Genomic DNA, 25,574 nt, shown 5'->3' with positions numbered 1-25,574 from the left:
TAATGAGTAAGTTACGATGAAAAGAATGTTAATCAACGCAACTCAGCAGGAAGAGTTGCGTGTTGCCCTTGTAGATGGGCAGCGTCTGTACGACCTGGATATTGAAAGTCCTGGACATGAACAGAAAAAAGCGAACATCTATAAAGGCAAAATTACCCGTATTGAACCGAGTCTGGAAGCGGCTTTTGTTGATTACGGCGCTGAACGTCACGGTTTCCTCCCGTTAAAAGAAATTGCCCGCGAATATTTCCCCGCTAATTACAACGCTCATGGTCGTCCAAACATCAAAGATGTGCTGCGCGAAGGCCAGGAAGTTATTGTTCAGATTGATAAAGAAGAACGTGGCAACAAAGGCGCTGCCCTGACCACTTTTATCAGCCTGGCGGGCAGCTATCTGGTTCTGATGCCAAACAACCCGCGTGCGGGGGGTATCTCTCGTCGCATCGAAGGCGACGACCGTACCGAGCTGAAAGAAGCGCTGGCAAGCCTTGAACTGCCTGATGGCATGGGCCTTATTGTACGTACTGCGGGCGTAGGCAAATCTGCCGAAGCGCTACAGTGGGACTTAAGCTTCCGTCTGAAACACTGGGAAGCCATTCAGAAAGCCGCGGAAAGCCGCCCTGCTCCGTTCCTGATCCATCAGGAGAGCAACGTGATTGTTCGCGCCTTCCGCGACTATCTGCGTCAGGATATCGGTGAAATCCTTATCGATAACCCGAAAGTGCTCGAACTGGCGCGCCAGCATATTGCGGCGTTAGGTCGTCCGGATTTCAGCAGCAAAATCAAACTTTACACCGGTGAAATCCCGCTGTTCAGCCACTATCAGATCGAGTCGCAGATTGAATCCGCGTTCCAGCGTGAAGTGCGTCTGCCTTCCGGCGGCTCTATCGTTATCGACAGCACCGAAGCGTTAACCGCCATCGACATTAACTCCGCTCGCGCAACCCGCGGCGGCGATATTGAAGAAACGGCGTTCAACACTAACCTGGAAGCGGCCGATGAGATCGCCCGTCAGTTGCGCCTGCGTGACCTCGGCGGCCTGATCGTTATCGACTTCATTGATATGACCCCGGTACGCCATCAGCGTGCGGTGGAAAACCGTCTGCGTGAAGCGGTCCGCCAGGATCGTGCGCGTATCCAGATCAGCCATATTTCACGCTTCGGCCTGCTGGAAATGTCCCGTCAGCGCCTGAGCCCGTCGCTGGGCGAGTCCAGCCATCACGTCTGCCCACGCTGTAGCGGTACCGGCACCGTGCGTGATAACGAGTCGCTGTCCCTGTCTATTCTGCGTCTGATTGAAGAAGAAGCGCTGAAAGAGAATACTCAGGAAGTCCACGCGATTGTCCCAGTGCCAATTGCCTCCTATCTGCTCAACGAAAAACGTACTGCCGTTAATGCGATTGAAACCCGACAGGATGGCGTGCGTTGCGTGATCGTACCTAACGATCAAATGGAGACGCCGCACTACTCCGTACTGCGCGTGCGTAAAGGTGAAGAGACGCCGACTCTGAGCTACATGCTGCCGAAGCTGCATGAAGAAGCGATGGCGTTACCGTCTGAAGAAGAGTTCGCCGAGCGTAAACGTCCTGAGCAGCCCGCTCTTGCCACCTTCGCGATGCCAGAAGTTCCGCCTGCGCCAACGCCTGCCGAACCGCCAGTGAAAGCCGCTGCGCCGAAGGCCGCCGTTGCGCCAGCCGCTCCGGCAGAGCCGGGGCTGCTGAGCCGTTTCTTTGGCGCACTGAAATCGCTGTTCAGCGGTAGTGAAGAAGTGAAACCTGCCGAGCAGCCAGCGCCGAAAGCCGCGGAGAAGCCGGAGCGTCAGCAGGATCGCCGTAAACGCCAGAACAACCGTCGTGACCGTAACGATCGCAACGAACGTCGTGACAACCGCGATAACCGTGGCGAACGTTCAGAAAATGGCGAGAACCGCGACGAGAATCGCCGTAACCGCCGTAATGCGCAGCAGAATGCCGAAAACCGTGATAACCGTCAGCAAGCGACCGACGTAGCGGATAAAGCAAAGTCTGGTGATGAGCAGCAGCAGCAGCCACGTCGCGAACGTAACCGCCGTCGCAGTGATGATAAACGTCAGGCTCAGCAGGAAGTAAAAGCGCTGAATCTTGATGAGCAGCAGACTCCAGAGACCGAACAGGAAGAGCGCGTTCGTCAGGCTCAGCCGCGCCGTAAACAGCGTCAGCTGAACCAGAAAGTTCGTTACCACGACCAGGCCTCAGAAGTGGCAGAGGTAGAAACCGCCACCACGGAAGAGAACGTTGTCGCACCAGTTGCAGCACAGGCTGCGCCAGCGCAAAGCACTGAACTGGTGAAAGTGCCGCTGCCTGTCGTGACAGAAGCAACCCCAGAGCAGGATGACAATGGTGAAGCACGTGATAACGCCGGTATGCCGCGTCGTTCGCGTCGTTCCCCACGTCATCTGCGTGTGAGCGGCCAGCGTCGTCGTCGTTATCGTGACGAACGTTACCCACTGCAGTCGCCGATGCCGCTGACTGTCGCCTGCGCCTCGCCAGAAATGGCGTCCGGCAAAGTGTGGATCCGCTACCCGGTAGCCCGTCCTCAGGATGCGCAGCCAGAAGCACAGGAAATCGAACAGGTACAGGCCCAGCCTGTTGTGACCGAACCGCAAGCCGTGGCAGCCGCCGTTGAAGCTGTTGCCGCAGTTGAACCCGCCGTTGAAACTGTCGTTGAAACGGTAGCAGAAGCGCCGGTTCAGGCTGAGGCCGTGGTTGAAACGACGCATCCGGAAGTTATTGCCGCCCCGGTGGTTGAACAGCCGCAGGTGATTGCCGACGCCGATGTGCCGGTCGCCGAAGAGGTTGCCGCTCAGGCAGAACCTGTCGCTGAAACGCAGGAAACTGCTCCGGTCGTTGAAGAGACACCAGACGTGGTTACGGTCGAGCCTGAAACAGTGACTGCCGTGCCTGACGTGGTTGCGGCTGAACCTGTCGCCGTTGAGCCTGAAGTGGTTGCGGAGCCTGAAGTCATTGCAGAACCGGTTGCAGCGCCAGTGATCGTTGAAGCCCCCACAGCGCCTGCGCCAGTATCCGAACCCGTTGTCGTTGCACCGATCGCAGAAGTCGCAGCGCCAGTCGTGGCAGAATCAGTTGCTGAGCACAGCCACGCAACCGCACCGATGACCCGTGCGCCAGCGCCGGAATATGTGCCTGAAGCGCCACGCCACAGTGACTGGCAGCGCCCTGCTTTCGCCTTTGATGGCAAAGGCGCCGCAGGTGGTCACACTGCCTCGCACAGTGCCTCTGCTGGACCGACTCGTCCTCAGCCTGTCGAGTAAAATCGATAGCGTAAAAAGCCGACCTCAGGGTCGGCTTTTTTATTCCCCTTCAGGTCGGCGCATTCCCGCCAGTTCCGGCATCACCTTTTTCATCAATTCCAGAAACTTACGCAGGCGAGTGGGATAATAACGCGCCCAGGGATAGACCAGGTGTACTGGCAAAGGTGCGGCCTGCCAGTCAGGAACCAGCTCGACGAGTCGTCCTTGCGCGATATCCTCGGTCACCGTCCAGCTTGACACCACCACCACGCCTAACCCCGCCAGCGCTGCATTGCGCGCTACGTAGATACTGTCGGTACTCAGTCGCGGCGTGATCGGAAAGGTCACCGGTTCCCGACTGTGCTGATGGCTAAGTGAGACGTTGTGTTGATAGAAGGTGTTGACGGCAATCCAGGGCAGCGACGATAGCTGTTCTGGCACCGCGATCGTTGCAAATTGCGCCAGCAGCGCCGGTGAAGCGACCACGCTACGCGGCACTTCCGCTAGCAGCACCGAAACCGTTGCCGGATCGACCTCCGCGCCCACGCGGATCGCGCAGTCGATATTGTCGCTGAGAAAATCGACCGTTTTATCGTTGAGCATCCACTCCACCGACAGATTGGGGTAGCGCGCTAAAAAGTGCAGTAACGGCGTGAGGAGCTGCTGCTGACCAAAAGCATGCGGAGCCCGCACCCGCAATGTCCCGACGGGCTCATCTTCCGTGACGTTGAGTCCGTCCTCCAGTGCCAGCCAGGCGTCAATGATATGTTTGGCGTGCTGGTATCCGCGCTCGCCGTCGTCCGTTAGCTTCATGGCGTGCGTGGTACGTAAGACCAGTTTCACCCCCAGCATCGCCTCCAGCGACTGCAACCGCCGACTGATTGTCGCCTGGGTCGTGTTCAACTGACGAGCGGCAGCTGACAACGATCCGGCCTCCACGATGCGCACAAACGTTCGCATCAGTTCCACCCTGTCTATACGCTAATTCTTTTTCATTCATTCGATGCTCATACGCTTTACGTATAATGGTTTTACCACTTCGCTGACTACCAGGCCACCGCCATTCAGAGAAAAATAGCCTCACACCTGTGATTGAGGATTTTGAAATGCACACACCGTCTCGTTGGCTGATCTTTGTTCTGGCGCTGGGCGCAGGCTTCAGCGTCGCCGCCATCTACTATGCACAACCGTTGTTACCGCTAATGGGGGCCGATTTGGCGCTCAGCATCACCGGCATGGGACTGGTGCCCACGTTAACGCAGGCCGGTTATGCGTTGGGGATCCTGTTCTTATTGCCGCTCGGCGACCGTTACGATCGGCGCCGGCTCATTCTGATGAAAAGCGCCGCGCTCGCCCTGTTGCTGCTGGCCTGTAGCGTCACAGGCCAGGTGTATTCTCTACTGACCGTAAGCCTGTTGCTGGGGATGGCCGCGACGATGGCGCAGGATATCGTCCCGGCGGCGGCGATTCTCGCCCCAGAGGGCAAACAGGGAAAAACGGTCGGGACAGTGATGACCGGCCTGCTGCTGGGCATTTTATTGTCACGCACCGTGAGTGGTCTGGTCGGAGAAGCCTTTGGCTGGCGGGCAATGTATCAACTCGCCGCGCTCAGTATTGCCCTTGTCGGCGTATTGCTGTGGAAAGTCCTGCCCGCATTTACAGCCCATTCCACGCTGAGTTATCCCGCACTGATGGTGAGCTTGGCGCAGTTATGGCGTCGCTACCCGGCACTACGTCGTGCCGCCCTGGCGCAAGGTTTTCTGTCCGTCGCGTTCAGCGCGTTCTGGTCAACGCTGGCCGTGATGCTGGCAGAAAACTATCAGATGGGCAGCGCCGCCGCGGGGGCATTTGGTATCGCCGGGGCTGCCGGAGCGCTGGCTGCACCGTTGGCCGGTCATCTGGCAGATAAGATAGGCGCAGAAAAAGTGACGCAACTGGGGGCATTGCTGGTGACCGTTTCTTTTGCGCTGATGTTCCTGTTACCCGCGTTGCCCGTGCACGCGCAGTGGTTGCTGATTGCGCTCTCCGCCGTCGGCTTTGACCTGGGACTGCAATCGAGCCTGGTGGCGCACCAGAATCTGGTCTATAGCCTCGAACCGCAGGCCAGGGGGCGTCTGAATGCACTACTGTTCAGCGTCATATTCATTGGCATGGCGCTGGGCTCGGTGCTCGGCAGTCAGGTGTATGCGCTGGCAAACTGGCAAGGCGTCGTCACGCTGGCCACCCTCAGTGGCACCCTTGCGCTGATCATCAGACTGGCGGGAAAGCGTTCCTCTGCCCCTCTGAGGGTTAGCGTGTAACCGACAAAAAAATGCCCGCTCCGGGGTGAGAGGGAGCGGGCAGATAAAACATACCCAGTTTCATGATATGTTTCAAATCGGTATTAGCGGTTGAGCTGGAATAGCGACATCCCCTGCATATCGGTAAAGGCTTTATAAGAGGCCTGGAGCGCCGCCTGCTGCATGACGTACGATGAAATGGCCGCGTTCCAGTCCACATCCACCAGATTACTCATCTGCTGCGTTTGTCCTAGTGCGCGATCGGTGCCCAGCGAGTCCAGACTCTCCAGTTCCTTCAGTTGCGTCCCCAGTTCCGCACGCACGCTCAGTACATTATTAAGCGAGTTTTTCAGACCACGGTTGGTTTTATCAATCACCGCTTTTGCCTGTTCTTTCAGCGTCGCATCGTCACCCACAGGGGAATTCAATGAGGCAATCGCCGAATCCAGCATTTTGAACAGGTTGGTTTCGGACGTGCCGTTGTTCGGTTCCGGAACCGCATTACTGGTGATCTTATCGAAAATTTTGTTGCCGGTGTGGCCGATGGTCATCGAACGGGAGGCATCCACCTGCTGAGTGATGTTCTCCGTACCGCCGTTGTAGGTACCGTCAGCCTGAGCAAACGGAGCCGTTTCCGTTTTATAACCGGCAAAAATATAGCGACCGTTACCGTCGGTACTGTTTGCCAGGTTCATCAACTGATCGCGGATACCCTGTAAGTCCGTCGCCAGCGAGGCGCGGTCATCATCACTCAGCGTTCCGTTACCGGCGCTGACGATTTTTTCTTGTGCGCTTTGTATCGCCGTCGTCACCTGGTTTAACACGTTCTCTTCCAGCGAAACCTTCTGCGTGGCGAAAGTCCTCGCCAGGGCGAACTGGCTGTTCTCCGACTGCGCCTGTGACAACACCACGGCCTGGGATGCGGCGATAGGATCGTCAGACGGATTAATTACCCGCTTCCCCGTCGACATCTGCTCACCGTATTTCATCCACTCCGCCTGGGAATTGGTGATACCACGCATGTTCTGCTGGTACATCATTTGGGTACTGATACGCATCGTTTCCTGCTCCCTTAGCGAATACTCAGCAGTGCATCAAACAGAGAGTTGGCGGTTTGCAACACCTGGGCATTGGCCAGATAATACTGCTGGAAGCGTTGCAGGTTGCCGTACTCTTCGTCAAGGTTAACGCCGGAAATGGACTGTTGCTGATTGCTCAACTGCGTCACCACGTTGCCCTGGGTGGTGCTGCTGGTTTTCAGCGTTGCGGTTTTGCTGCCCACGTTGCTGACCAGCGTAGCGTAGGCGTCGTTAAACGATTTTGAACCACCTACCGTTGTGCTGTCCTTTTGCAAATCCAGCAACGCCTGACCGTTACGGTTGTCGCTTTCACCGGTCGTTGCGTCCTTCGCCATCGCAATTTGCGATTCGTTGGTCACCAGAACGCCCATATTGATGATGGCGTCGCTGACCGGCTTGACGATGAAGCTGTCATTTTTAGCAGGGCCAACATCGATGTTAATCTCCAGGCCATCAAAGGTCAGTTTGCCCGCGTTTTCGGTCGCTTCAAAAGAGGTGTTATCCGCAAGACGCGTCACCTGCCATTTCGCTCCGTCATAAACCACTTTATAGTCAGTCGCCTGAACCTCTGAGGCGGTCTTAACGGTCGCGCTGATGCTGCCGGTATTCTTGCTATTTCCATACACAGCCGGGTCGCCGATGCTGAAGAAATCGACATTATTTTTGCCGTTCGCATCATACCCTTCGCGGTGCTGCTGGTTAAACGCATCGGCGAACGCCAGCGCCAGTTGTCCCAGCGTGTTGCGCGTCTGATCCAGATCCTGGGAACGGAAGGTCAGCAGACCACCGAGCGAACCGGTCGTGATCAGTTTTTCCGGAATTTCGATGTTGCCCGCGATGGAATCGACATAGGCAACGGTGATTCGTGAAGGGTCGGACTGCGACTGTACCGCCGCTAGCTGACGGGCATTACTTCCCTGCACCAGTGAATAGCCGTTCGCCATCGTGATGTTATAGGTGCCGCCGTCCTGAACGCTGACTTCCACGCCGACAATTTTGTTCAGCTCACTGACCAACTGGTCGCGCTGATCAAGCAGGTTATTCGGCGATGCCCCGGCACCCACACCGGTCAGACGCGAGATCTGGTCGTTCAGGCTGGCAATCTGCTTACTGTAGTTGTTGATCTGATCGACGCTGGAACCAATCGCGATATTGACCTGCTTGTCCTGATCGCGCAGATACTGGTCGGTCGTTTTAAACTGGTTAACCAGCCCATTGGCTTTGCCAATCAGCGTCTGGCGCGCCGCCGGGTCTTCGGCGTTACTCACCAGCGTTTGCAGGCTGGTGAAAAAATCCTGCATGGACGAGGAGACAGAGCTGGTTTTGCTGGCCAGCAGGTTGTCGATTTTGGACATCTGCTCATAACGGGTCGTCAACCCGCTACTCTGGTTCTGCGCCGCGCGCAGTTGATTGGTGATGAACGAATCATATTCGCGCTGTACACCGGAAACATAAACACCATTGCCCACCCAACCGCCGGCACCCAGCGTGCTATTGGCTTGCGCCATAATGGTCGTCTGACGGGTATAGCCCGCAACGTTATAGCTGGAAATGTTGTTACTGGCAGTATTCAGCGCCGCCTGAGCCGCGCTCAGCCCGCTCATGGCGTTATTAATCAAGCTGGACATGGAAGTTCCTTTTAATCCTTCAGTTACAGATTATTATCGGCAGCAGGTCACAGGACTTGAGCCATTTAGAAGAGATTGTCGAGATTCGTGTTGTAGGCGTTGCTCACCTTCTCGCTCATCGACTTCAGCTGTTGGATCATACTGGTCAATTTACGCGCATAGTTCGGGTCGGTGGCATAACCGGCGCTTTGCAGTGCCTGCGCGCCCTGTTCCGCGGTAACCGCCGTGGTCACCGCCGCATAGCGTGGATTGCGGGTCAGCAGACCGACGTAATCTGACAACGCTTCAAGGTACGAGCTGTACACGCGGAATTTGGCCTTCACCTTTTTCGCTTCGCCGTTTTCATATTCGGTCGTGGTGATTTCCGTCACCGGCCCCTTCCAGTTACCCGAGGCCTTCACGCCAAACAGGTTGAAACTCGGCTCGCCGTTTTCCCGGCGAATCTGCCGCTGCCCCCAGCCGGACTCCAGCGCCGCCTGCGCCAGAATCAGGTGATGCGGCACGCCGCTCTGCTCACTGGCCAGACGGGCCGGCAGCGACAGTTGCGCCAGGAAGTCTTTGCTGTCGCCGGAGAGCGGTTCGTCATTGCTCTGCGGTGTTTTCGGCATCGCTTTACGCACCAGTTGCGTCAGCGCCTGGTTCTGGTAACTGGTCACCGTTTCCAGCGGGAACTTCATCGGCACCTGCGGCGTTTCTTCCGTAGGCTGCGCCTGCCCTTGCGTCATCTGTTTGACCATCATTTCCGCCAGCCCCAGACCTTTTCCGGCGGTCATCTGCTGCGCAATCTGCTGGTCATACATGCTGGTATACAGACGCGTTTGATCGCTGCTGAAGACGCCATCTTTTGGCAGGGCTTCACGCATGCTTTTCAGCATCATCTGGACGAACATGCCTTCCACCTGGCGGGCCACCGGGCGGATATTCGCCGCCGGATCCTGACCGGCTTTCGCCTTCAATTCATTTAGCGATTGCGCATCCCAGGCGGCGCTGGCCATCAGTTTGCTGTCGCTAATCATCAGATGATTTCCAGTTTCGCGCGTAAGCAACCGGCGCTCTGCATCGACTGCAGAATTGACATCAGATCCATCGGCGTCGCCCCCAGCGCATTCAGCGCACGGACCACGTTGTTCAGATTGGCGCTGGAACGAACGCTTTGCAGCGAACCGCCGCTCTGACGCAGATCGATTTGCGTTTGCGGTGTCACTACCGTCTGCCCCCCGCCAAACGGCGTATCCGGTTGACTGACATTAGCCTGACGGTTAACGGTCACGGAGAGATTCCCCTGCGCTACAGCACAGCTATCCAGCGTCACTTCGCGGTTCATCACCACCGAACCGGTACGTGAGTTGATCACCACTTTTGCATCCTGTGGCGTCACGTTCACTTCCATGTTCTGAATATCCGCCAGGAAGCGCACCTGAGAGCTGTTGCCGCTCGGTACGCGGACCTGAATCGTGCGCGCATCCAGTGCGGTGGCGCTGCCAAAGCCGCGTGACCGGTTGATGGTGTCAGCAATCTGCTGCGCCATGGTGAAGTCTTCATTATTCAGTTGCAGGTTTAGCGTATTACCCGCGCCGAACTGGCTGGGCAACTCGCGCTCGATTGTCGCCCCGTTGGTGATCCGTCCGCCGTTAAGCTGGTTCACCTGCACGCTGCTGCCGCCCGCAGATGCCCCGGCGCCGCCAACTAAAATGTTGCCCTGCGCCAGCGCATACACCTGGCTGTCGACCCCTTTCAACGGCGTCATCAACAGCGTCCCCCCGCGCAGACTTTTCGCGTTCCCCAGCGAAGACACCACCACGTCGATGGTTTGTCCCTGACGACCAAAGGCCGGGAAGGAGGCGGTTACCATGACCGCCGCGACGTTTTTCAACTGCATGTTCGTCCCGGTCGGTACGGTAATACCCAACTGCGAGAGCATGTTGTTCAGGGTCTGGGTGGTAAATGGCGTCTGGGTGGTCTGGTCACCGGTCCCGTCCAGCCCCACCACCAGGCCGTAGCCAATGAGCGAGTTTTCGCGCACGCCCTGCACGCTGGTCAGATCGCGGATACGATCGGCATGCGCCAGCGTGGCGACGAGGACCAGAACCAGTCCAACTACAGATTTCAACATGGGAGACCTCGCTTACATCGGCGACAGGTTAAGGAAGAAACGCTGGAGCCAGCCCATATTTTGCGCTTCGTTGATGTAGCCGTTTCCGACATATTCAATACGTGCATCCGCCACCTGAGTTGACGGAACGGAGTTGCTGCCGCTGATGGTGCGCGGATTCACAACCCCGGAGAAGCGGATGAACTCAGTGCCCTGGTTGATGGCGATCTGTTTCTCACCCACGACATGTAAATTGCCGTTAACCAGCACCTGATCGACGGTCACGGTCAGCGTGCCGCTAAAGGTATTGCTGGCGTTGGCCCCGCCCTTACCGTTAAAGGTATTACCGCCGGACGCCTCGACGTCCGCTCGCGCATTGCCGAATAATCCTTGCAGATAGCGCGGTACGGTATCAAAGCCAAAGTTGGTTTTGCCGTCACGGCTGGCGTTGGCAGAAGAGCTTTTACTGGCGCTGACGTTTTCCTGCAGCACAATGGTCAGCGTATCGCCGATGTTGCGCGGACGACGGTCTTCAAACAGTGGCTGATAGCCATAGTTGATTGGCTGCGCGGACTGAAAAATCGAACCATTTGCCACCGGCGTCGGGCCAGGAACAGGCTGCGCCGTGGTCGCGCCCTGGACGAGCGGAGTGGAAGGAATCCAGGCACATCCTGACAGTGAAACCACCAGCAGGGCCATGATCGGGTAAGCGTGCGCAGCGTTTTTTTGCATTGCCTTTATCTTCTGAATCAGGGTGCCGGTGAGACAAATGCCTCACCGGACAACACCTTAGAGTTGCGTCAGTTTTTGCAGCATCTGATCGGTCGTTGAGACCGCTTTGCTGTTGATTTCGTAAGCGCGTTGAACCTGAATCATATTGACCAGCTCTTCCGCGACGTTGACGTTTGAGGTCTCGACATAGCCCTGGTACAACAGGCCCGCCCCGTTCAGACCCGGCGTGCTTTCATTCGGCGCACCGGAAGACTGGGTCTCGGTGTACAGGTTTTCACCAATGCTCTCCAGACCGGTATCGTTCATGAACGTGGTCAGATTAAGCTGCCCCACCTGCACGGGCGCCGCCTGTCCCTGTTGGGTCACGCTCACCACGCCGTCACGCCCGATGGTGATGCTCAGGGCGTTAGCCGGAATGGTAATCGCTGGCTGAACCTGGAAGCCGCCAGCCGTCACCAGTTGACCATTTTGATCGACCTGGAATGATCCATCGCGGGTATACGCAGAAGTACCATCCGGCAGCAGAACCTGGAAGAACCCCTGACCTTTAATGGCGACATCTTTACTGTTGTTGGTTTGCGACAGGTTGCCCTGGCTGTGCAGACGCTCGGTCGCCACCGGACGCACGCCGGTACCGATTTGCAGACCGGACGGCAGCGTGGTCTGCTCAGAAGACTGAGCGCCAGGCTGACGAATGGTCTGATAAAGCAGATCTTCAAACACCGCGCGCTGACGCTTAAAACCATTGGTGCTGACGTTTGCCAGGTTGTTGGCAATCACATCCATGTTGGTTTGCTGCGCGTCCAGGCCGGTTTTGGCGATCCATAATGAACTGATCATAAAGTGTCCTGTATTAAGTCATCGACAGCAGTTGGTTAGCGCGACCAGCGTTGTCATCCACGCTGCTGATAACCTTCATCTGCATTTCAAAACGGCGGGCGCTGGCAATCATGTCGCTCATCGCTGACACCGCATTGACGTTGCTCCCCTCCAGTACTCCCGACATCACGCGAATGGTCGGATCGGCCTGCAGCACCGGGCCACGGGTTGCCTGTGCGGCGGCGGTCAGACGGAACATTCCGTCGTCGCCACGTTGCACTTCGTTCCCCTCAGCCTTCACCAGTTTCAGACGTCCCACCGGCGCGATGGTGTTCGCCGGATCGCCGGGATTCAGCGCTGAGATGGTGCCGTCCGCCGCGATGGTGATTTCCGACCCTTCCGGCACCGCAATCGGCCCGGCTTCACCAATCACCGGGTGACCCTGAATGGTCAACTGTCCGGTCGGATCCACCTGAATGCTGCCGTTACGGGTATAGCCTTCGCTGCCGTTCGCGGTCTGTACCGCCAGCCAGCCATCCTGCTGTAACGCCACGTCCAGCGGACGCGAGGTGTAATCCATCTGGCCAGGCGTCATATCAGCCCCCGGCGTGGACGCCGTGACCAGCGTACGCGTCGGCAATGACAGCCCTTCGACGGGGACGGCGCGCAGCGCATTGAGCTGTGCACGGAATCCCGGCGTCGAGGCATTGGCCAGGTTGCTGGCCGTCACCGCCTGTTGGTTCAGCGTCTGACTGGCCGCCCCCATCGCGGTATAGATTGCGTGATCCATTACGTTATCCCGTCAGGCGCTTAGCGCAGGTTAACCAGCGTGTTGAGGATCTGATCCTGGGTCTTGATGGTCTGCGCGTTCGACTGATAGTTACGCTGGGCGACGATCATGTTCACCAGTTCTTTACTCAGATCCACGTTCGAAGACTCCAGCGCGCCGTTGGTCAGCTTACCGAAGTTACCCGTTCCCGCCGTTCCCAGCAGTTCCACACCGGACGCCTGCGTGGCGGCCCAGACGTTATCGCCCTGAGAGGCCAGACCTTCGTTGTTAGCGAAGTTCGCTAGCACGATCTGCCCCAGCACCTGCTTCTGTTCGTTGGAGTAGTTTCCGACGACGGTGCCATCGTCGTTAATCTGATAGCTGACCAAATCGCCCGGCTTGTAGCCGTTCTGCGTGGTGGCGATAACGGCGTTAGTCCCGGTATTCTGCTGCATGGAGTTTTGCAGGCTGAGGGTGAAGGTCGCAGGAACCGCGCCATTGACTGTACCGGTAGTAATGGAGAATGACGGTGTGGCATTTGCCGCGCCAAGCGTCCAGGTTGGTTCAGTGGCAGGTGGAACAGGCGCAACTTCAGTATATTCTTTTACGTTATCCAGACCGCCGTTCTTGTCGAATGTCATCTGCGCGGATTTCACCAACGGCGAGTTGGCAACGCTGGAATCCTGCGTCCAGATATCCCATGTGTTATCACCCGTTTTAACGTAAAACAGGTTGATGTCATGTTGATTACCCTGGCTGTCGAACACCGTCACGGGTGCACGTTTGTTGTAGCTGTCAGCATCGGTTGGTTTGAAAGGTGTGTTCGCCGGAATCTTGTCCGTCGAGTTCAGGTTGATCTGCATTGCCGCCGTGTCGGTGCTTTTCGCCCCCATCAGGGTATTCGGGATAGTGATCGGACCCGGATTTGCCCCTTGCTGAATGGTCGGCGGCGTACCCGTTGCCGGATAGCCGGTCAGTTGCATGCCCTGCATGTTGACCAGGTTACGGTTTTCATCCAGTTTGAACTGGCCGTTACGGCTGTAGAAAACTGAGCCATTGCTGTCGACCAGACGGAAAAAACCGTTCTGGCTGATAGCGACATCCAGACCGCGACCGGTGTTGGTGGTCGTACCATCAGTAAAGTCCTGAGTAATGCCAGCGACTTTTACGCCCAGACCGACTTTAGAACCGGCAAACATATCCGCAAAAGACGCCGCGCCGGATTTAAAACCATAGGTCGCGGAGTTGGCGATGTTGTTACCAATGACATCGAGGTTGGTGGCTGCGGCATTCAGGCCGCTAACCGCTTGTGAAAAAGCCATGATGACTCCTGATTAGTGTAAAGGCTTAGATTATCTGCCGTACTTCGTCGAGGGTGGTGGTTCCGTAAGTGCCCAGATCCAGGGTGTTACCGCCATTGCTGCGAATCACCCCTTGTACCAGCGCAAACTGCAAGGGTTGCGCCACCAGTTGCGTCGAGCCGTTGCTGGCGTGAATCGCCACGTTATACGAGCCGTTCACCGCCGTGGTGCCATCCGTCAGAGTGCCGTCCCAGGTAAAGGTATGGACACCCGCCTTCAGCGCGCCAATCTCAATTGTGCGCACCACTTTGCCGTCTTTGTCGGTAATGGTGGCGGTGACTTTGTCAGCCGGCTGTTGCAGCTCAACGCCAAACGGCGTGGTGGTGGTGGTGGCTCCCTCTTCGGTGCCTTTGCCCGCCAGAACGGTGGTACCCGGGATCATCACACCATGACCAATCAGCGTGCTGGCCTGTAGTGACTGATTGTTGTCGATCTGTCCGGAGATCGACCCCAGGGTCGTATTCAGTTTCTCAATACCGCTGACGGTACTGATCTGCGCGAGCTGTGTGGTCAACTCGTTGTTCTGCATCGGGTTGGTCGGGTCCTGGTTTTTCAGTTGCGCCACCAGCAGCGTCAGAAAGCTGCTTTGCAGATCGGCGGCATTGCTGCCCGACAGGGAACTCCCGTTGCTGCTGCTTTTCACACCGGTGTTTGTCGGATCGTTAACGTTTACCGCAATTGACATGGCTGCCTCCTTTTACTGGCCCAGTGTCAGCGTCTTAAGCATCATGCTTTTAACGGTGTTGAGGACTTCGACGTTCGCCTGATAGCTGCGGGAAGCTGACATGGTATTAACCATCTCACCGACCACATCGACGTTAGGCATCTTCACGTAGCCATTGGCATCGGCCAGCGGGTTACCGGGTTCATAGACCAGTTTGTCCGGCGCCTGGCTCTCAATGACGTCCGACACTTTCACGCCCCCCGTTACTGCACCGGGAGCGGCATCCACCTGGAAGACAACCTGCTTTGCGCGATACGGTTGACCATCCGGTCCCGTGACGCTGTCGGCGTTGGCCAGATTACTGGCGGCCACGTTAAGGCGCTTGGACTGCGCCGTTAATGCCGAACCGGCAATATCAAAAATATTCAGCAGCGCCACGGATTAGTTCCCCCCCTGTAGCACGTTCATCATGCCTTTAATCTGCCCACTCAAGGCAGTCAGGCTCATCTGGTACTTCAGGCTGTTATCCGCAAACTGCGTGCGCTCCCGGTCCATATCGACGGTATTGCCGTCGAGTGAAGGCTGGTCGGGAATGCGGTAGAGCAAATCCGTAGACGGTGCGGTGATGGCCTGGGCGGGAATATGCTGTGCGGAGGTTAATGCCAGCGACACACCGCTGGTTTCTTGCCGTCCGCGCACCATGACTTTTTTTAACTCACTGGCAAAATCCATGTCGCGCGCCTGATACCCCGGCGTATCGGCGTTCGCAATGTTAGCGGCCAACACCTCTTGCCGTTGGGCGCGCAGATTCAGCGCTTCCTGTTGAAAACGTAAGGCGGCGTCGAGCTTATCGAGCATATCTCCTCCGCAGATGACAAAATTCAGCCGACAGCTTAAATCCCATTACGCGCGCGTTATCGCTGGAATAAACGCAAAATGGGTCGCTATTTATTGCGTTGATGGTTGCGTCACACGGGTAGAATCCTGTCATTGCGAAAACGGCGGGAGGTGACGATGCAAACGTTAAAACGTGGATTAGCCATGCTGGCGCTGCTGTTCAGTCCCCTGACGCTGGCCCAGGATTTGAATGCGCAGTTGAACGACTGGTTCGGACAGCGTCTGGCCGGATTCAGCGATGATGTGGTCGTGACCGTGCGAACGCCCCCCAACCTGTTGCCGCATTGCGACACACCGGCGTTCAGCATGACCGGGGCAAAACTGTGGGGAAACGTGAATGTGCTGGCACGTTGCGCCAATGAAAAACGTTATCTGCAGGTCAACGTGCAGGCGACGGGAAACTACGTAGTCGCAGCCGCGTCCGTTGCGCGTGGCGGCACGCTTGGCCCGGCCAGCGTCACACTAAAACGCGGACGCCTTGATCAACTCCCCCCCCGTACCGTGCTGGATATCAGCCAGGTTCAGGATGCGGTGAGCTTGCGCGATCTCGCGCCGGGACAGGCCATCCAGCTCAATATGTTGCGCCAGGCGTGGCGCATTAAAGCCGGACAGCGCGTGCAGGTCGTTGCCAATGGCGATGGATTTAGCGTCAATGCGGAAGGTAAAGCGCTGAACAATGCGGCGGTCGCGCAGAACGCACGAGTGAGAATGTTATCGGGTCAGATTGTCAGTGGCATTGTCGATCCTGATGGGAATATTCTTATTAACCTATAATGAGTTAAAGATTTTGTTGCGGCTGCCGATAGTGATTACACATTCGATGATAGCTGGCCGCTACAGCATAACCCCTCGATGAGGATGATAAAAATGAGCATTGACCGTACCTCACCTTTGAAACCCGTTAGCACCGTTCAGGCGCGTGAAAATACGGATACACCGGTCCTCAAAGCGCGTCAGGAAAAAACCTCGACGGCAACCAGCACCAGCGTGACGTTAAGCGATGCTCAGGCAAAACTGATGCAGCCCGGCGTGAACGATATCAATATGGAACGTGTTGAAGCACTGAAAACCGCTATTCGTAACGGTGAGCTGAAGATGGACACGGGGAAAATCGCCGACTCGCTGATCCGCGAGACGCAGAGCTATCTCCAGAGTGAGTAACTGACCGTATGACGCGCTTGTCAGAAATACTCGATCAGATGACGGCTGTCCTGAATGACCTGAAAACGGTAATGGATGCCGAACAGCAACAACTTTCCGTTGGCCACATTAACGGTAGCCAGCTGCAGCGTATTACAGAAGAAAAGAGTTCTCTGCTGGCGACCCTGGATTATCTGGAACAGCAGCGACGGCTGGAACAAGACCCGCAGCATAGCGCGAATGATGACGTCGCCGAGCGCTGGAAAGCGATTACCGATAAAACGCAGCACTTACGCGATCTGAACCAGCACAACGGCTGGCTGCTGGAAGATCAGATTCAGCGCAATCAACAGGCGCTTGAGGTTTTAAAGCCCTATCAGGAACCGTCGCTGTACGGCGCGAACGGTCAACCCTCTTCTGCCTCTCGCGGCGGGAAAAAATTTTCTATTTGATGATTACCAGATGGCGGCGTTTCGCCTTATTCAGCCTACAGCGTTCTGTAGGCTGAATAAGCAAAGCGCCATCAGGCATCGTGATTACACCGTCCGGCGCGCAAACTCTTTCACTTTAAAGCCCATCATCGCCAGTGCGGCAAAGTAGGCGGCAATGCCGGCCACAACCACCGCCATCAGGCGAAGCAGACGCCACGGCATGGTCCCCAACGACCACTCCGGCATAATATGCAACATGCCAACCAGCACGGCTGACATCACCAGTACGGCGATAACGAGGCGAATCAGAAACCCCATCCAACCCGGCTGTGGGGTGAAAATGTTCTGCTTACGCAGTTGCCAGTACAGCAGTCCCGCGTTCAGACAGGCGGCAAGACCAATCGACAGCGACAGCCCGGCGTGCTTCAACGGTCCAATAAACGCAAGGTTCATCAACTGGGTCATGATAAGCGTCACAATGGCGATCTTAACCGGCGTTTTGATGTTCTGCCGCGAATAAAAGCCCGGTGCCAGCACTTTCACCACAATCAGCCCCATCAGCCCTACGGAATAAGCAATCAACGCACGCTGCGTCATCAGCGCATCGAAGGCCGTGAATTTACCGTACTGGAATAATGACGTAATCAAGGGGCCAGACAGGATCCCAATCGCCACCGCACTCGGCAGCGCCAGCAAAAAGCACAGACGCAATCCCCAGTCCATCAGGCGGCAATATTCGTCATGGTCGCCTTTTGCAAAGCTCTTCGACAGTGAAGGCAGCAGAATGGTCCCCAGCGCCACGCCCAGTACCCCCGACGGAAACTCCATCAGGCGATCCGCATAGTACATCCACGAAACGGAACCAGACGCGAGAAAAGAGGCGAAAATGGTGTTAATGATCAGTGAGATCTGGCTGACGGAGACGCCGAGTATCGCCGGGCCCATTTGCTTCACAACCCGCATCGCCCCCGCATCGCGGAAGTTAATCCGCGGCAGCACCAGCATGCCGATTTTCTTCAGATGCGGAAGCTGATACACCAGTTGCAGCACGCCGCCAACGGTTACCGCCCATGCCAGCGCCAGCACCGGTGGATTAAAATACGGCGCGGCGAACAGCGCGAAACCGATCATGCTGATGTTCAAAAACGTGGGGGCAAACGCCGGAATGGAGAAGCGGTTCCAGGTATTGAGGATCGCTCCGACCAGCGACGCCAGCGAGATCAGTAAGATGTATGGAAAGGTGATTTGCAGCAGTTTGGTGGTTAACGCGAATTTATCGGCGGTGTCGGCAAACCCCGGCGCCGTCACCATAATCACCCATGGGGCGGCCAGCATCCCGGCAACGGTGACCACAGCAAGCGCCAGCGTCAGCAGTCCCGACACGTAAGAGACAAACACGCGAGTGGCGTCTTCGCCCTGCTTGCTTTTATATTCCGCCAGAATAGGGACAAAGGCCTGAGAAAAAGCGCCCTCCGCAAATATGCGGCGTAGCAGGTTAGGTAATTTGAATGCCACAAAAAAGGCATCGGTTGCCATCCCGGCACCAAAGATTCTGGCGACAATCGCATCACGTGCAAAACCCAGCACACGTGAAAACATCGTCATTGAGCTGACGGCGGCCAGCGATTTTAATAGGTTCATTGCTTTTTTATTCCAGACCCTACGGCAAAACGCCTGCAGTGCAGGCGTTGGAAGAGGCGCTTAGTCTACCTGGATTACGGTGAATTACTACCGCCAGATGTTACAGGCGATTATTCGCTCATCGCCTCGCGCCACAGCTTTTCCACCACGCGCTGGGCAAGGATCGCCTGCTCGCCCGCGGTTTCCGGAACCGTCTGATTTTGTACACATTCCACAAAATGGCGTGCGCACCCCACGAATCCACGCTGTTCAAGCGTGGTTTGCCAGCCAGGAACCGGTTTGTGCAAGACACCCTGCCCGCGCTCTTCACGCCACTCGCGCATATCCGTCACGTCAATCAGCCCGCCATCGGTCACCGCCTGTACGCTCTCTCGCTGACTGCCCGCCCGGCGATGCATACTGGTGGTGATTTGCAACTGACTGGTCGCGAAATGGTGCTCTGCATACAGCATCTCGCCCGCGTCGTTGGTTTGTAGCGTCCCGCTGCTGAGCTGGGCGTTGCCGCCCGCCAGCCACAGTGCGGTGTCAACGACATGCAAATAATCATCCAGCAGCGTGAACCGCAGATCGTGAGGCCCCACGCTGTCGCTACGGTGTTTATCCATCCGCAGAGACGCCGCCGTCCCCAGTTCCGTCTTCAGCTCTCGGTACCGTGGCGCAAAGCGACGATTGAAACCGACCATCAGCGTCAGATTTTTCTTCGCCGCTAACGCCACCAGCCGCTCAGCATCACGTAAATTTTCCGCCAGCGGCTTATCAACGCAGACATGAACGCCGGCATTGAGTAGTTCACTGACGACGGCGTAATGGGTTGCCGTGCTGGAGTGGACAAACACCGCGTCGCAGCCCGCGGCAAGATCGGTCAGCGAACCGGCATACGGAATGCGCCAGGCTGCGCAGATTTTCTCCGCTTTTTCACGCGACGGCGACCAGGCGGCCTGTAGCGTCCAGTCGCTGGCGGCGCCAAGCACGGGTAACCAGGCCTTCTGGGCGATGCCCCCAAGCCCCACCACCCCGATACGTAATGTTGTCACGTTATTCTCCCAGATGTTCCAGTAGCGACTCGAGGCGCTGTTTCAGCGCGGCGACTTCGCTTTCCAGCACCTCGACGCGGGCCTGTAGATCTCCCGTCGCCGCCTGTGGCTCATCGGCCATGGCAACCGGCTCCTGCACGGCGCCACAGAACAGATGCATATAACGGCTTTCACGCTTACCCGGTTCGCGCGCCAGACGGACGACATAAGGGCCGTCTTCCCGCGTTGCCAGGCGTTCCAGCGTTGCCTCGACTTCCGCCATATCGCTGAACTCATACATTCGCGAGGCGCGGCTGCGCAATTCGCCCGGCGTCTGCGCACCGCGTAGCAGCAGTGTCGTAACCAGCGCCACCTCCGCGGAGCTCAATTTCAGGTTGCCAAACTCCGAGTTACATAAACGCTGCTCATACTTGGTGACGCGGCTACCAAAGCCGCTGACCGTGCGCAGAAAATGGCGCTTCACCAGATTGTCGAGGTGCTCCTGCACCTCGTGCTCCGCCATATTCATCACCGGTTCACGGTTGGTTTTCTGATTGCAGGCGGTGACCACGCCATTTACGGAGAGTGGATATTGCTCAGGCGTCGTGACCTGTTTTTCGAGCAGACAGCCAATCACACGGGCTTCAGCGGCAGTTAATGCATATTTCATAGGGTGTCCTCACCGACCTGCGGTCCATTCTGATGTCGTTAACGCCGTCAGCACGTGGTCGCGCCATTGCCCGTCAATCAACAGATAATCTTTTGCGTAGCCTTCTTTTTCAAAGCCAAGTCGCGCCAGTAAATCACCGCTGCGTTTATTGTGCGGCATGTAATTCGCCATAATGCGATGAATATGTTGCGTGCGTTGCATATAACGAATCGCGGCGGTCAGCGCTTCAAACATCAGCCCCTGCCCCTGCCATTTCTGCGCAATGGAATACCCCAGATAGCAGGCATGGAAAGACCCCCGCACCACGTTAGAAAAATTCGCTACCCCAATGACCTCTTTTTCATCCGGGTCCAGCAGCGCAAAGTAATAGGCGGAACCTTGCTTATGAAATTCGGCAATCATGCTCAGCCGCGCCTGCCAGCCGGAGGGATAGCAGTGGCTTTCATCACGAATCGGTTCCCAGGGTTTTAAGAAATGACGATTTTCCGCGTAATAATCTGCCAGACGCCAGGCATCACGCTCATGCACTAAACGCACGACCAGGCGGTCGGTGGTTAAGCGCACTTTTGGCACGTTACTGCGATAGCCAAACATATTTATTCCTACTCCTTCCCGAATCGCCGTTACACCCTGATTGACTTACTATACCTGTGCAAAACCACCCTGTGAAAAGTGCAATTTGCCATTTTTTGAATTATTCCGCCATTTTGATGAAAACTCTCTATCAAGATGGACTTTTGATAAAAAAATATTGTCCCGGCGAGGGTGGGCAAAAAGGCAGCAAAGCCGCAGAATAGGAGATACTTCGCTTTATCTACTCTCAATCATTCGAATGCCGCAAATTCCGCGCAACTCGAAGAGTGACGAGTGTTTCCCGGGAGGGGAAATGTCGCGTGTCTCGCAGGCCAGGAACCTGGGTAAAACTTTCCTGCTCATCGATAATATGCTGGTCGTGTTGGGCTTTTTCGTCGTGTTCCCGCTGATCTCAATTCGCTTCGTCGACCAAATGGGCTGGGCCGCCGTGATGGTCGGCATTGCGCTGGGTCTGCGTCAGTTTATTCAACAGGGACTGGGCATTTTTGGCGGCGCGATTGCCGACCGTTTTGGCGCGAAACCGATGATCGTCACCGGCATGCTGATGCGCGCTGCCGGGTTTGCCACCATGGGGATCGCCCATGAACCCTGGCTTTTGTGGTTCTCCTGTTTCCTGTCCGGTCTCGGCGGCACGCTTTTCGATCCGCCGCGCTCGGCATTGGTGGTGAAGCTGATTCGCCCGCATCAGCGGGGTCGCTTCTTCTCAATATTGATGATGCAGGACAGCGCAGGGGCGGTTATCGGCGCGCTGTTAGGCAGTTGGTTGTTGCAGTATGACTTCCGTCTGGTTTGCGCGACCGGGGCAATATTGTTCGTGCTCTGCGCAGCCTTTAACGCCTGGCTGCTGCCCGCGTGGAAACTCTCTACTGTGCGTATTCCGGTACGGGAAGGAATGAGTCGGGTGCTCAGTGATAAACGCTTCGTCACCTATGTGCTGACGCTGGCGGGCTATTACATGCTGGCGGTGCAGGTCATGCTGATGCTACCCATTATGGTCAATGACATCGCCGGTTCACCTTCCGCGGTGAAATGGATGTATGCCATTGAAGCCTGCCTTTCGCTGACGCTGCTCTACCCCATTGCGCGCTGGAGTGAGAAACGGTTTCGTCTTGAACATCGCCTGATGGCGGGCCTGCTGCTGATGTCACTGAGCATGTTACCCGTGGGGTTGGTGAGTGACTTGCAGCAGTTGTTCACGCTGATTTGCACTTTCTATATCGGTTCGATTATTGCTGAACCCGCCCGTGAAACGCTCAGCGCCTCGCTGTCGGATGCCCGTGCGCGCGGTAGCTATATGGGCTTTAGCCGTCTGGGGTTAGCCATAGGTGGTGCCATCGGGTATATCGGCGGCGGCTGGCTGTTTGATATGGGGAAACTGCTCCAGCAACCCGAGTTACCCTGGATGATGCTGGGGATCATTGGCTTCATCACTTTCCTGGCGCTGGGCTGGCAGTTTAGCCATAAACGCACGCCGCGCGGCATGCTGGAACCCGGCGCCTGATTTGATACCTGTGCGTGTCTCCTCCATACTGAAAGGGAACTGACAGTCAATGGAGGAGAAACGTGAAGCTTTATATTTACGATCACTGCCCTTTCTGCATCAAAGCCCGCATGATTTTTGGCCTCAAAAACATCCCCGTCGAACTGATTGTCCTGGCCAACGACGATGACGAAACCCCAACCCGAATGATTGGCCAGAAAATGGTGCCCATTCTGCAAAAAGACGACAGCCGCTATCTACCGGAAAGCATGGACATCGTCCATTACGTCGATCAACTGGATGGCAAACCGCTGCTCACCGGCAAGAAAAATCCTGCTATTGACGAGTGGCTGCGCAAAGTGAACAGCTACGCCAATCACCTGCTGCTGCCGCGTTTTGCAAAATCTGCGTTTGATGAGTTTTCCACCCCTTCGGCACGCAAATACTTTACTGAGAAAAAAGAGGCGATGATTGGCAGTTTTGCCGACCATCTTGCCCATTCCGCTGGCCTGACCAAAAAAATCAGTGAGGATTTGCGCACACTGGATAAGCGCATTGTGCAACCCAATGGTGTAAACGGTGAGCTTTCCGAAGACGACATCCAGTTATTTCCCCTGTTGCGTAATCTGACACTGGTGGCCGGTATCAACTGGCCGACACGGGTTGCTGACTATCGCGACAATATGGCGAAACAGACGCAGATCAATCTGTTATCATCAATGGCGATTTAACGTTTACCGGCGGTGGCTGAGTCATACAGGCTGCCGCTTTTTTCAGTTTTTTCTACTGGCGAAGTTCGCGCTGGTGACACATGCTGCGTTATGTCAGGATTAAGACGATCGCATCGTGTAGAGGAACCCCATGAAGAAGATTTTTTTTGCTGCCGCGTTGATAGTTGGCGGCCTGTTGACCGGCTGTAATCAGCTCACACAGTACACCGTAAGCGAACAAGAAATTAATCAGGCGCTCGAAAAACGCAACAACTTTGCCAAAGATATCGGGCTTCCGGGCGTTGCCGATGCGCATATCGTCCTCAATAACCTCTCCAGCCAGATCGGTCGTGAAGAACCGAACAAAGTGACGCTGACCGGCGATGCAAAGCTGGATATGAATTCGCTGTTTGGCAGTCAGAAAGCAACCATTAAGCTAAAACTGAAAGCGCTGCCAGTCTTTAATAAAGAAAAGGGGGCCATCTTCCTGCAGGAAATGGAAGTGGTGGATGCCACCGTGACGCCGGAAAAAATGCAGTCAGTGCTGCAAACCCTGATGCCTTATCTCAATCAATCACTGCGTAATTACTTTAACCAGCAGCCAGCGTATGTCCTGCGCGAAGACAGCAGCAAAGGCGAAGCGCTGGCGAAAAAGTACGCCAAAGGCATTGAGGTGAAGCCGGGCGAAATCATCATCCCGTTCACCGATTAAATGACAAAGGCGCTGCGGCGCCTTTTTTTACGTGCAAACGAAAACGTTTCCCCTTATCCTTTGTTTCCGGCAAAAATGACATCCCCCAGCCGGAGCATATTGATGACAGCACCCTCCCAGGTTTTAAAGATCCGCCGCCCAGATGACTGGCACCTTCACCTTCGCGACGGCGAAATGTTAAAAACGGTCGTGCCGTATACCAGCGATGTTTATGCACGTGCGATTGTGATGCCTAACCTGGCGCCGCCGATCACTACGGTAGATGCGGCAATTGCCTACCGCCAGCGCATCCTTGATGCGGTCCCTGCCGGACATTCCTTCACGCCGCTGATGACCTGCTATTTAACGGACACGTTGGATCCCGCTGAACTGGAACGCGGCTTTCGCGAAGGCGTGTTCACCGCTGCCAAACTCTATCCGGCAAACGCCACTACCAACTCCAGTCACGGGGTCACCTCCATTGATGCGATCATGCCAGTACTTGAACGCATGGAAAAACTCGGGATGCCGCTGCTGGTGCATGGCGAAGTCACCCACGCCGATATCGATATTTTTGACCGTGAAGCGCGCTTTATTGAGACGGTGATGGAGCCTCTGCGCCAGCGCCTGCCTGGGCTGAAAGTGGTCTTTGAGCACATCACTACCAAAGATGCGGCGGAGTATGTCCGTGACGGTAATGAATTATTGGCTGCGACGATTACACCGCAGCACCTGATGTTTAACCGTAACCATATGCTGGTTGGCGGTATTCGCCCACACCTCTACTGCCTGCCAATTCTGAAACGCAATGTCCACCAGCACGCTCTGCGTGAGCTGGTTGCCAGTGGCTTTGAGCGTGCCTTCCTCGGCACCGATTCGGCCCCACATGCCCGTCATCGTAAGGAATCGAGCTGTGGCTGCGCGGGATGTTTTAACGCGCCAACGGCACTGGCGAGTTACGCGAGCGTGTTTGAAGAGATGAATGCCCTGGCGCACTTTGAAGCGTTTTGTTCACTGAACGGTCCGCGATTCTACGGCCTGCCGGTCAATGACACTTTCGTTGAACTGGTACGTGAAGAGCAGCAGGTACCGGAGAGCATCGCGCTGACCGACGATACGCTGGTGCCGTTCCTCGGGGGCGAAACGGTACGCTGGACGATTAAAAAGTAAAAAAAATCGATGCCGCCTGTTGTAACCTGGCCAGGATAACTGTATAAATAACCAGTATATTCAACAGGGGGCCATTATGCGTATTGAAGTCACCATTGCTAAAACTTCACCTTTACCTGCCGGTGCTATTGACGCCCTGGCAGGTGAACTCTCCCGCCGTATTACTCACCACTTTCCCGATAACGGCGGTAACGTGACCGTTCGTTATGCCGCTGCGAATAATTTGTCCGTGATTGGCGCGACGAAAGAAGATAAAGAACGGATCAGCGAAATTCTTCAGGAAACCTGGGAAAGCGCTGACGACTGGTTCATTAAAGAATAAAAATGCTATGCCGTAGTCTCTTTGCCGGGTCGCCCCGGTTTTTTTCTCTCATCTTTAAGGCAATCTTTTTTGCGGCATCATTTAGTATTCTCCGTTGCCTTCG

The 25,574-nt window shown here is 56.0% G+C and carries 26 protein-coding genes; 10 read left to right on the top strand and 16 right to left on the bottom strand.

Features of this window, described 5'->3' with window-relative positions:
• The first annotated feature begins 16 nt into the window (after positions 1 to 16).
• Positions 17 to 3,310 carry a ribonuclease E gene (gene rne / locus C2U53_RS20450; RefSeq protein ID WP_104446381.1) on the top strand — a complete coding sequence of 1,098 codons (3,294 nt, stop codon included), beginning with the start codon at positions 17 to 19 and terminating at the stop codon, positions 3,308 to 3,310.
• Positions 3,311 to 3,349: 39 nt separating this feature from the next.
• On the opposite strand, the gene C2U53_RS20445 is transcribed toward rne, so the two are convergent.
• Positions 3,350 to 4,249: a LysR family transcriptional regulator gene (locus C2U53_RS20445; RefSeq protein WP_104446380.1), complete on the bottom strand. Its 900-nt coding sequence runs from the start codon at positions 4,247 to 4,249 to the stop codon at positions 3,350 to 3,352.
• A 146-nt stretch (positions 4,250 to 4,395) separates the two neighbouring features.
• Here C2U53_RS20445 and C2U53_RS20440 point away from each other — a divergent pair, with 146 nt between their 5' ends.
• Positions 4,396 to 5,589 (top strand): MFS transporter, encoded by a 1,194-nt coding sequence (locus tag C2U53_RS20440; protein ID WP_104446379.1) that lies wholly within the window; start codon positions 4,396 to 4,398, stop codon positions 5,587 to 5,589.
• Between the two features lie 83 nt (positions 5,590 to 5,672).
• On the opposite strand, the gene flgL is transcribed toward C2U53_RS20440, so the two are convergent.
• From flgL to flgB, 11 genes are all read right to left on the bottom strand, one after another.
• Complete coding sequence (gene flgL / locus C2U53_RS20435; protein ID WP_043000994.1) at positions 5,673 to 6,626, bottom strand: flagellar hook-associated protein FlgL; 954 nt, start codon at positions 6,624 to 6,626, stop codon at positions 5,673 to 5,675.
• A 14-nt stretch (positions 6,627 to 6,640) separates the two neighbouring features.
• A complete protein-coding gene (gene flgK / locus C2U53_RS20430; protein ID WP_104446378.1) occupies positions 6,641 to 8,275 on the bottom strand; it encodes a flagellar hook-associated protein FlgK in 1,635 nt (544 codons plus the stop codon).
• Positions 8,276 to 8,340: 65 nt separating this feature from the next.
• Positions 8,341 to 9,291 (bottom strand): flagellar assembly peptidoglycan hydrolase FlgJ, encoded by a 951-nt coding sequence (gene flgJ, locus C2U53_RS20425; protein ID WP_044258015.1) that lies wholly within the window; start codon positions 9,289 to 9,291, stop codon positions 8,341 to 8,343.
• A complete protein-coding gene (locus C2U53_RS20420) occupies positions 9,291 to 10,388 on the bottom strand; it encodes a flagellar basal body P-ring protein FlgI (protein WP_043000997.1) in 1,098 nt (365 codons plus the stop codon). The genes flgJ and C2U53_RS20420 overlap by 1 nt, the downstream gene beginning before the upstream one ends.
• A 12-nt stretch (positions 10,389 to 10,400) precedes the next feature.
• On the bottom strand, positions 10,401 to 11,099 hold the full coding sequence (gene flgH / locus C2U53_RS20415; protein ID WP_042319652.1) for a flagellar basal body L-ring protein FlgH: 699 nt from the start codon (positions 11,097 to 11,099) through the stop codon (positions 10,401 to 10,403).
• 57 nt (positions 11,100 to 11,156) lie between these two features.
• Positions 11,157 to 11,939: a flagellar basal-body rod protein FlgG gene (flgG, locus tag C2U53_RS20410; protein ID WP_042319653.1), complete on the bottom strand. Its 783-nt coding sequence runs from the start codon at positions 11,937 to 11,939 to the stop codon at positions 11,157 to 11,159.
• A 13-nt stretch (positions 11,940 to 11,952) separates the two neighbouring features.
• Complete coding sequence (gene flgF / locus C2U53_RS20405; protein WP_044258017.1) at positions 11,953 to 12,708, bottom strand: flagellar basal-body rod protein FlgF; 756 nt, start codon at positions 12,706 to 12,708, stop codon at positions 11,953 to 11,955.
• Between the two features lie 20 nt (positions 12,709 to 12,728).
• Positions 12,729 to 14,009: a flagellar hook protein FlgE gene (gene flgE / locus C2U53_RS20400; RefSeq protein ID WP_043000999.1), complete on the bottom strand. Its 1,281-nt coding sequence runs from the start codon at positions 14,007 to 14,009 to the stop codon at positions 12,729 to 12,731.
• 25 nt (positions 14,010 to 14,034) lie between these two features.
• A complete protein-coding gene (gene flgD, locus C2U53_RS20395) occupies positions 14,035 to 14,733 on the bottom strand; it encodes a flagellar hook assembly protein FlgD (protein WP_043001000.1) in 699 nt (232 codons plus the stop codon).
• A gap of 12 nt (positions 14,734 to 14,745) precedes the next feature.
• Positions 14,746 to 15,150 (bottom strand): flagellar basal body rod protein FlgC, encoded by a 405-nt coding sequence (gene flgC / locus C2U53_RS20390; RefSeq protein ID WP_043001001.1) that lies wholly within the window; start codon positions 15,148 to 15,150, stop codon positions 14,746 to 14,748.
• A gap of 3 nt (positions 15,151 to 15,153) precedes the next feature.
• Positions 15,154 to 15,570, bottom strand: a complete 417-nt coding sequence (gene flgB, locus C2U53_RS20385) for a flagellar basal body rod protein FlgB (protein ID WP_042319669.1) — start codon at positions 15,568 to 15,570, stop codon at positions 15,154 to 15,156.
• A 156-nt stretch (positions 15,571 to 15,726) separates the two neighbouring features.
• On the opposite strand from flgB, the gene flgA reads away from it, so the two are divergent.
• The 3 genes from flgA (at position 15,727) to flgN (ending at position 17,201) form a co-directional block, all read left to right on the top strand.
• Positions 15,727 to 16,383: a flagellar basal body P-ring formation chaperone FlgA gene (flgA, locus tag C2U53_RS20375; RefSeq protein ID WP_043001002.1), complete on the top strand. Its 657-nt coding sequence runs from the start codon at positions 15,727 to 15,729 to the stop codon at positions 16,381 to 16,383.
• Between the two features lie 93 nt (positions 16,384 to 16,476).
• On the top strand, positions 16,477 to 16,770 hold the full coding sequence (gene flgM, locus C2U53_RS20370; protein WP_043001003.1) for a flagellar biosynthesis anti-sigma factor FlgM: 294 nt from the start codon (positions 16,477 to 16,479) through the stop codon (positions 16,768 to 16,770).
• 8 nt (positions 16,771 to 16,778) lie between these two features.
• A complete protein-coding gene (flgN, locus tag C2U53_RS20365; RefSeq protein WP_043001004.1) occupies positions 16,779 to 17,201 on the top strand; it encodes a flagella biosynthesis chaperone FlgN in 423 nt (140 codons plus the stop codon).
• A gap of 84 nt (positions 17,202 to 17,285) precedes the next feature.
• On the opposite strand, the gene murJ is transcribed toward flgN, so the two are convergent.
• From murJ to rimJ, 4 genes are all read right to left on the bottom strand, one after another.
• Positions 17,286 to 18,821, bottom strand: coding sequence for a murein biosynthesis integral membrane protein MurJ (gene murJ / locus C2U53_RS20360; RefSeq protein WP_043001005.1), 1,536 nt, complete (start codon positions 18,819 to 18,821; stop codon positions 17,286 to 17,288).
• A gap of 110 nt (positions 18,822 to 18,931) precedes the next feature.
• Positions 18,932 to 19,855, bottom strand: a complete 924-nt coding sequence (locus tag C2U53_RS20355) for a Gfo/Idh/MocA family protein (RefSeq protein WP_043001006.1) — start codon at positions 19,853 to 19,855, stop codon at positions 18,932 to 18,934.
• A gap of 1 nt (position 19,856) precedes the next feature.
• Positions 19,857 to 20,504, bottom strand: a complete 648-nt coding sequence (locus C2U53_RS20350) for a YceH family protein (protein WP_104446377.1) — start codon at positions 20,502 to 20,504, stop codon at positions 19,857 to 19,859.
• A 9-nt stretch (positions 20,505 to 20,513) separates the two neighbouring features.
• The gene (gene rimJ / locus C2U53_RS20345; RefSeq protein ID WP_043001008.1) at positions 20,514 to 21,098 is read right to left on the bottom strand and encodes a ribosomal protein S5-alanine N-acetyltransferase; all 585 of its coding nucleotides are present in this window, start codon (positions 21,096 to 21,098) and stop codon (positions 20,514 to 20,516) included.
• A 292-nt stretch (positions 21,099 to 21,390) separates the two neighbouring features.
• Between rimJ and mdtH the strand changes: the two genes are divergently transcribed.
• The 5 genes from mdtH to dinI all read left to right on the top strand — a co-directional run bounded on the left by mdtH (position 21,391) and on the right by dinI (position 25,471).
• Positions 21,391 to 22,599 carry a multidrug efflux MFS transporter MdtH gene (mdtH, locus tag C2U53_RS20340; RefSeq protein WP_044258032.1) on the top strand — a complete coding sequence of 403 codons (1,209 nt, stop codon included), beginning with the start codon at positions 21,391 to 21,393 and terminating at the stop codon, positions 22,597 to 22,599.
• Positions 22,600 to 22,661: 62 nt separating this feature from the next.
• Positions 22,662 to 23,309, top strand: a complete 648-nt coding sequence (gene grxB / locus C2U53_RS20335) for a glutaredoxin 2 (protein ID WP_043001010.1) — start codon at positions 22,662 to 22,664, stop codon at positions 23,307 to 23,309.
• A 130-nt stretch (positions 23,310 to 23,439) separates the two neighbouring features.
• Positions 23,440 to 24,000 (top strand): lipoprotein, encoded by a 561-nt coding sequence (locus C2U53_RS20330; RefSeq protein ID WP_043001011.1) that lies wholly within the window; start codon positions 23,440 to 23,442, stop codon positions 23,998 to 24,000.
• 102 nt (positions 24,001 to 24,102) lie between these two features.
• A complete protein-coding gene (gene pyrC, locus C2U53_RS20325) occupies positions 24,103 to 25,149 on the top strand; it encodes a dihydroorotase (protein ID WP_043001012.1) in 1,047 nt (348 codons plus the stop codon).
• 76 nt (positions 25,150 to 25,225) lie between these two features.
• Positions 25,226 to 25,471 (top strand): DNA damage-inducible protein I, encoded by a 246-nt coding sequence (gene dinI, locus C2U53_RS20320; RefSeq protein WP_054176593.1) that lies wholly within the window; start codon positions 25,226 to 25,228, stop codon positions 25,469 to 25,471.
• Positions 25,472 to 25,574 lie beyond the last annotated feature (103 nt).

The sequence above is a fragment of the Citrobacter sp. CFNIH10 genome (genome assembly GCF_002934585.1).
GTDB classification, from domain to species: Bacteria; Pseudomonadota; Gammaproteobacteria; order Enterobacterales; family Enterobacteriaceae; genus Citrobacter_A; species Citrobacter_A amalonaticus.
This window is presented reverse-complemented; position numbering and strand designations above follow the sequence as displayed.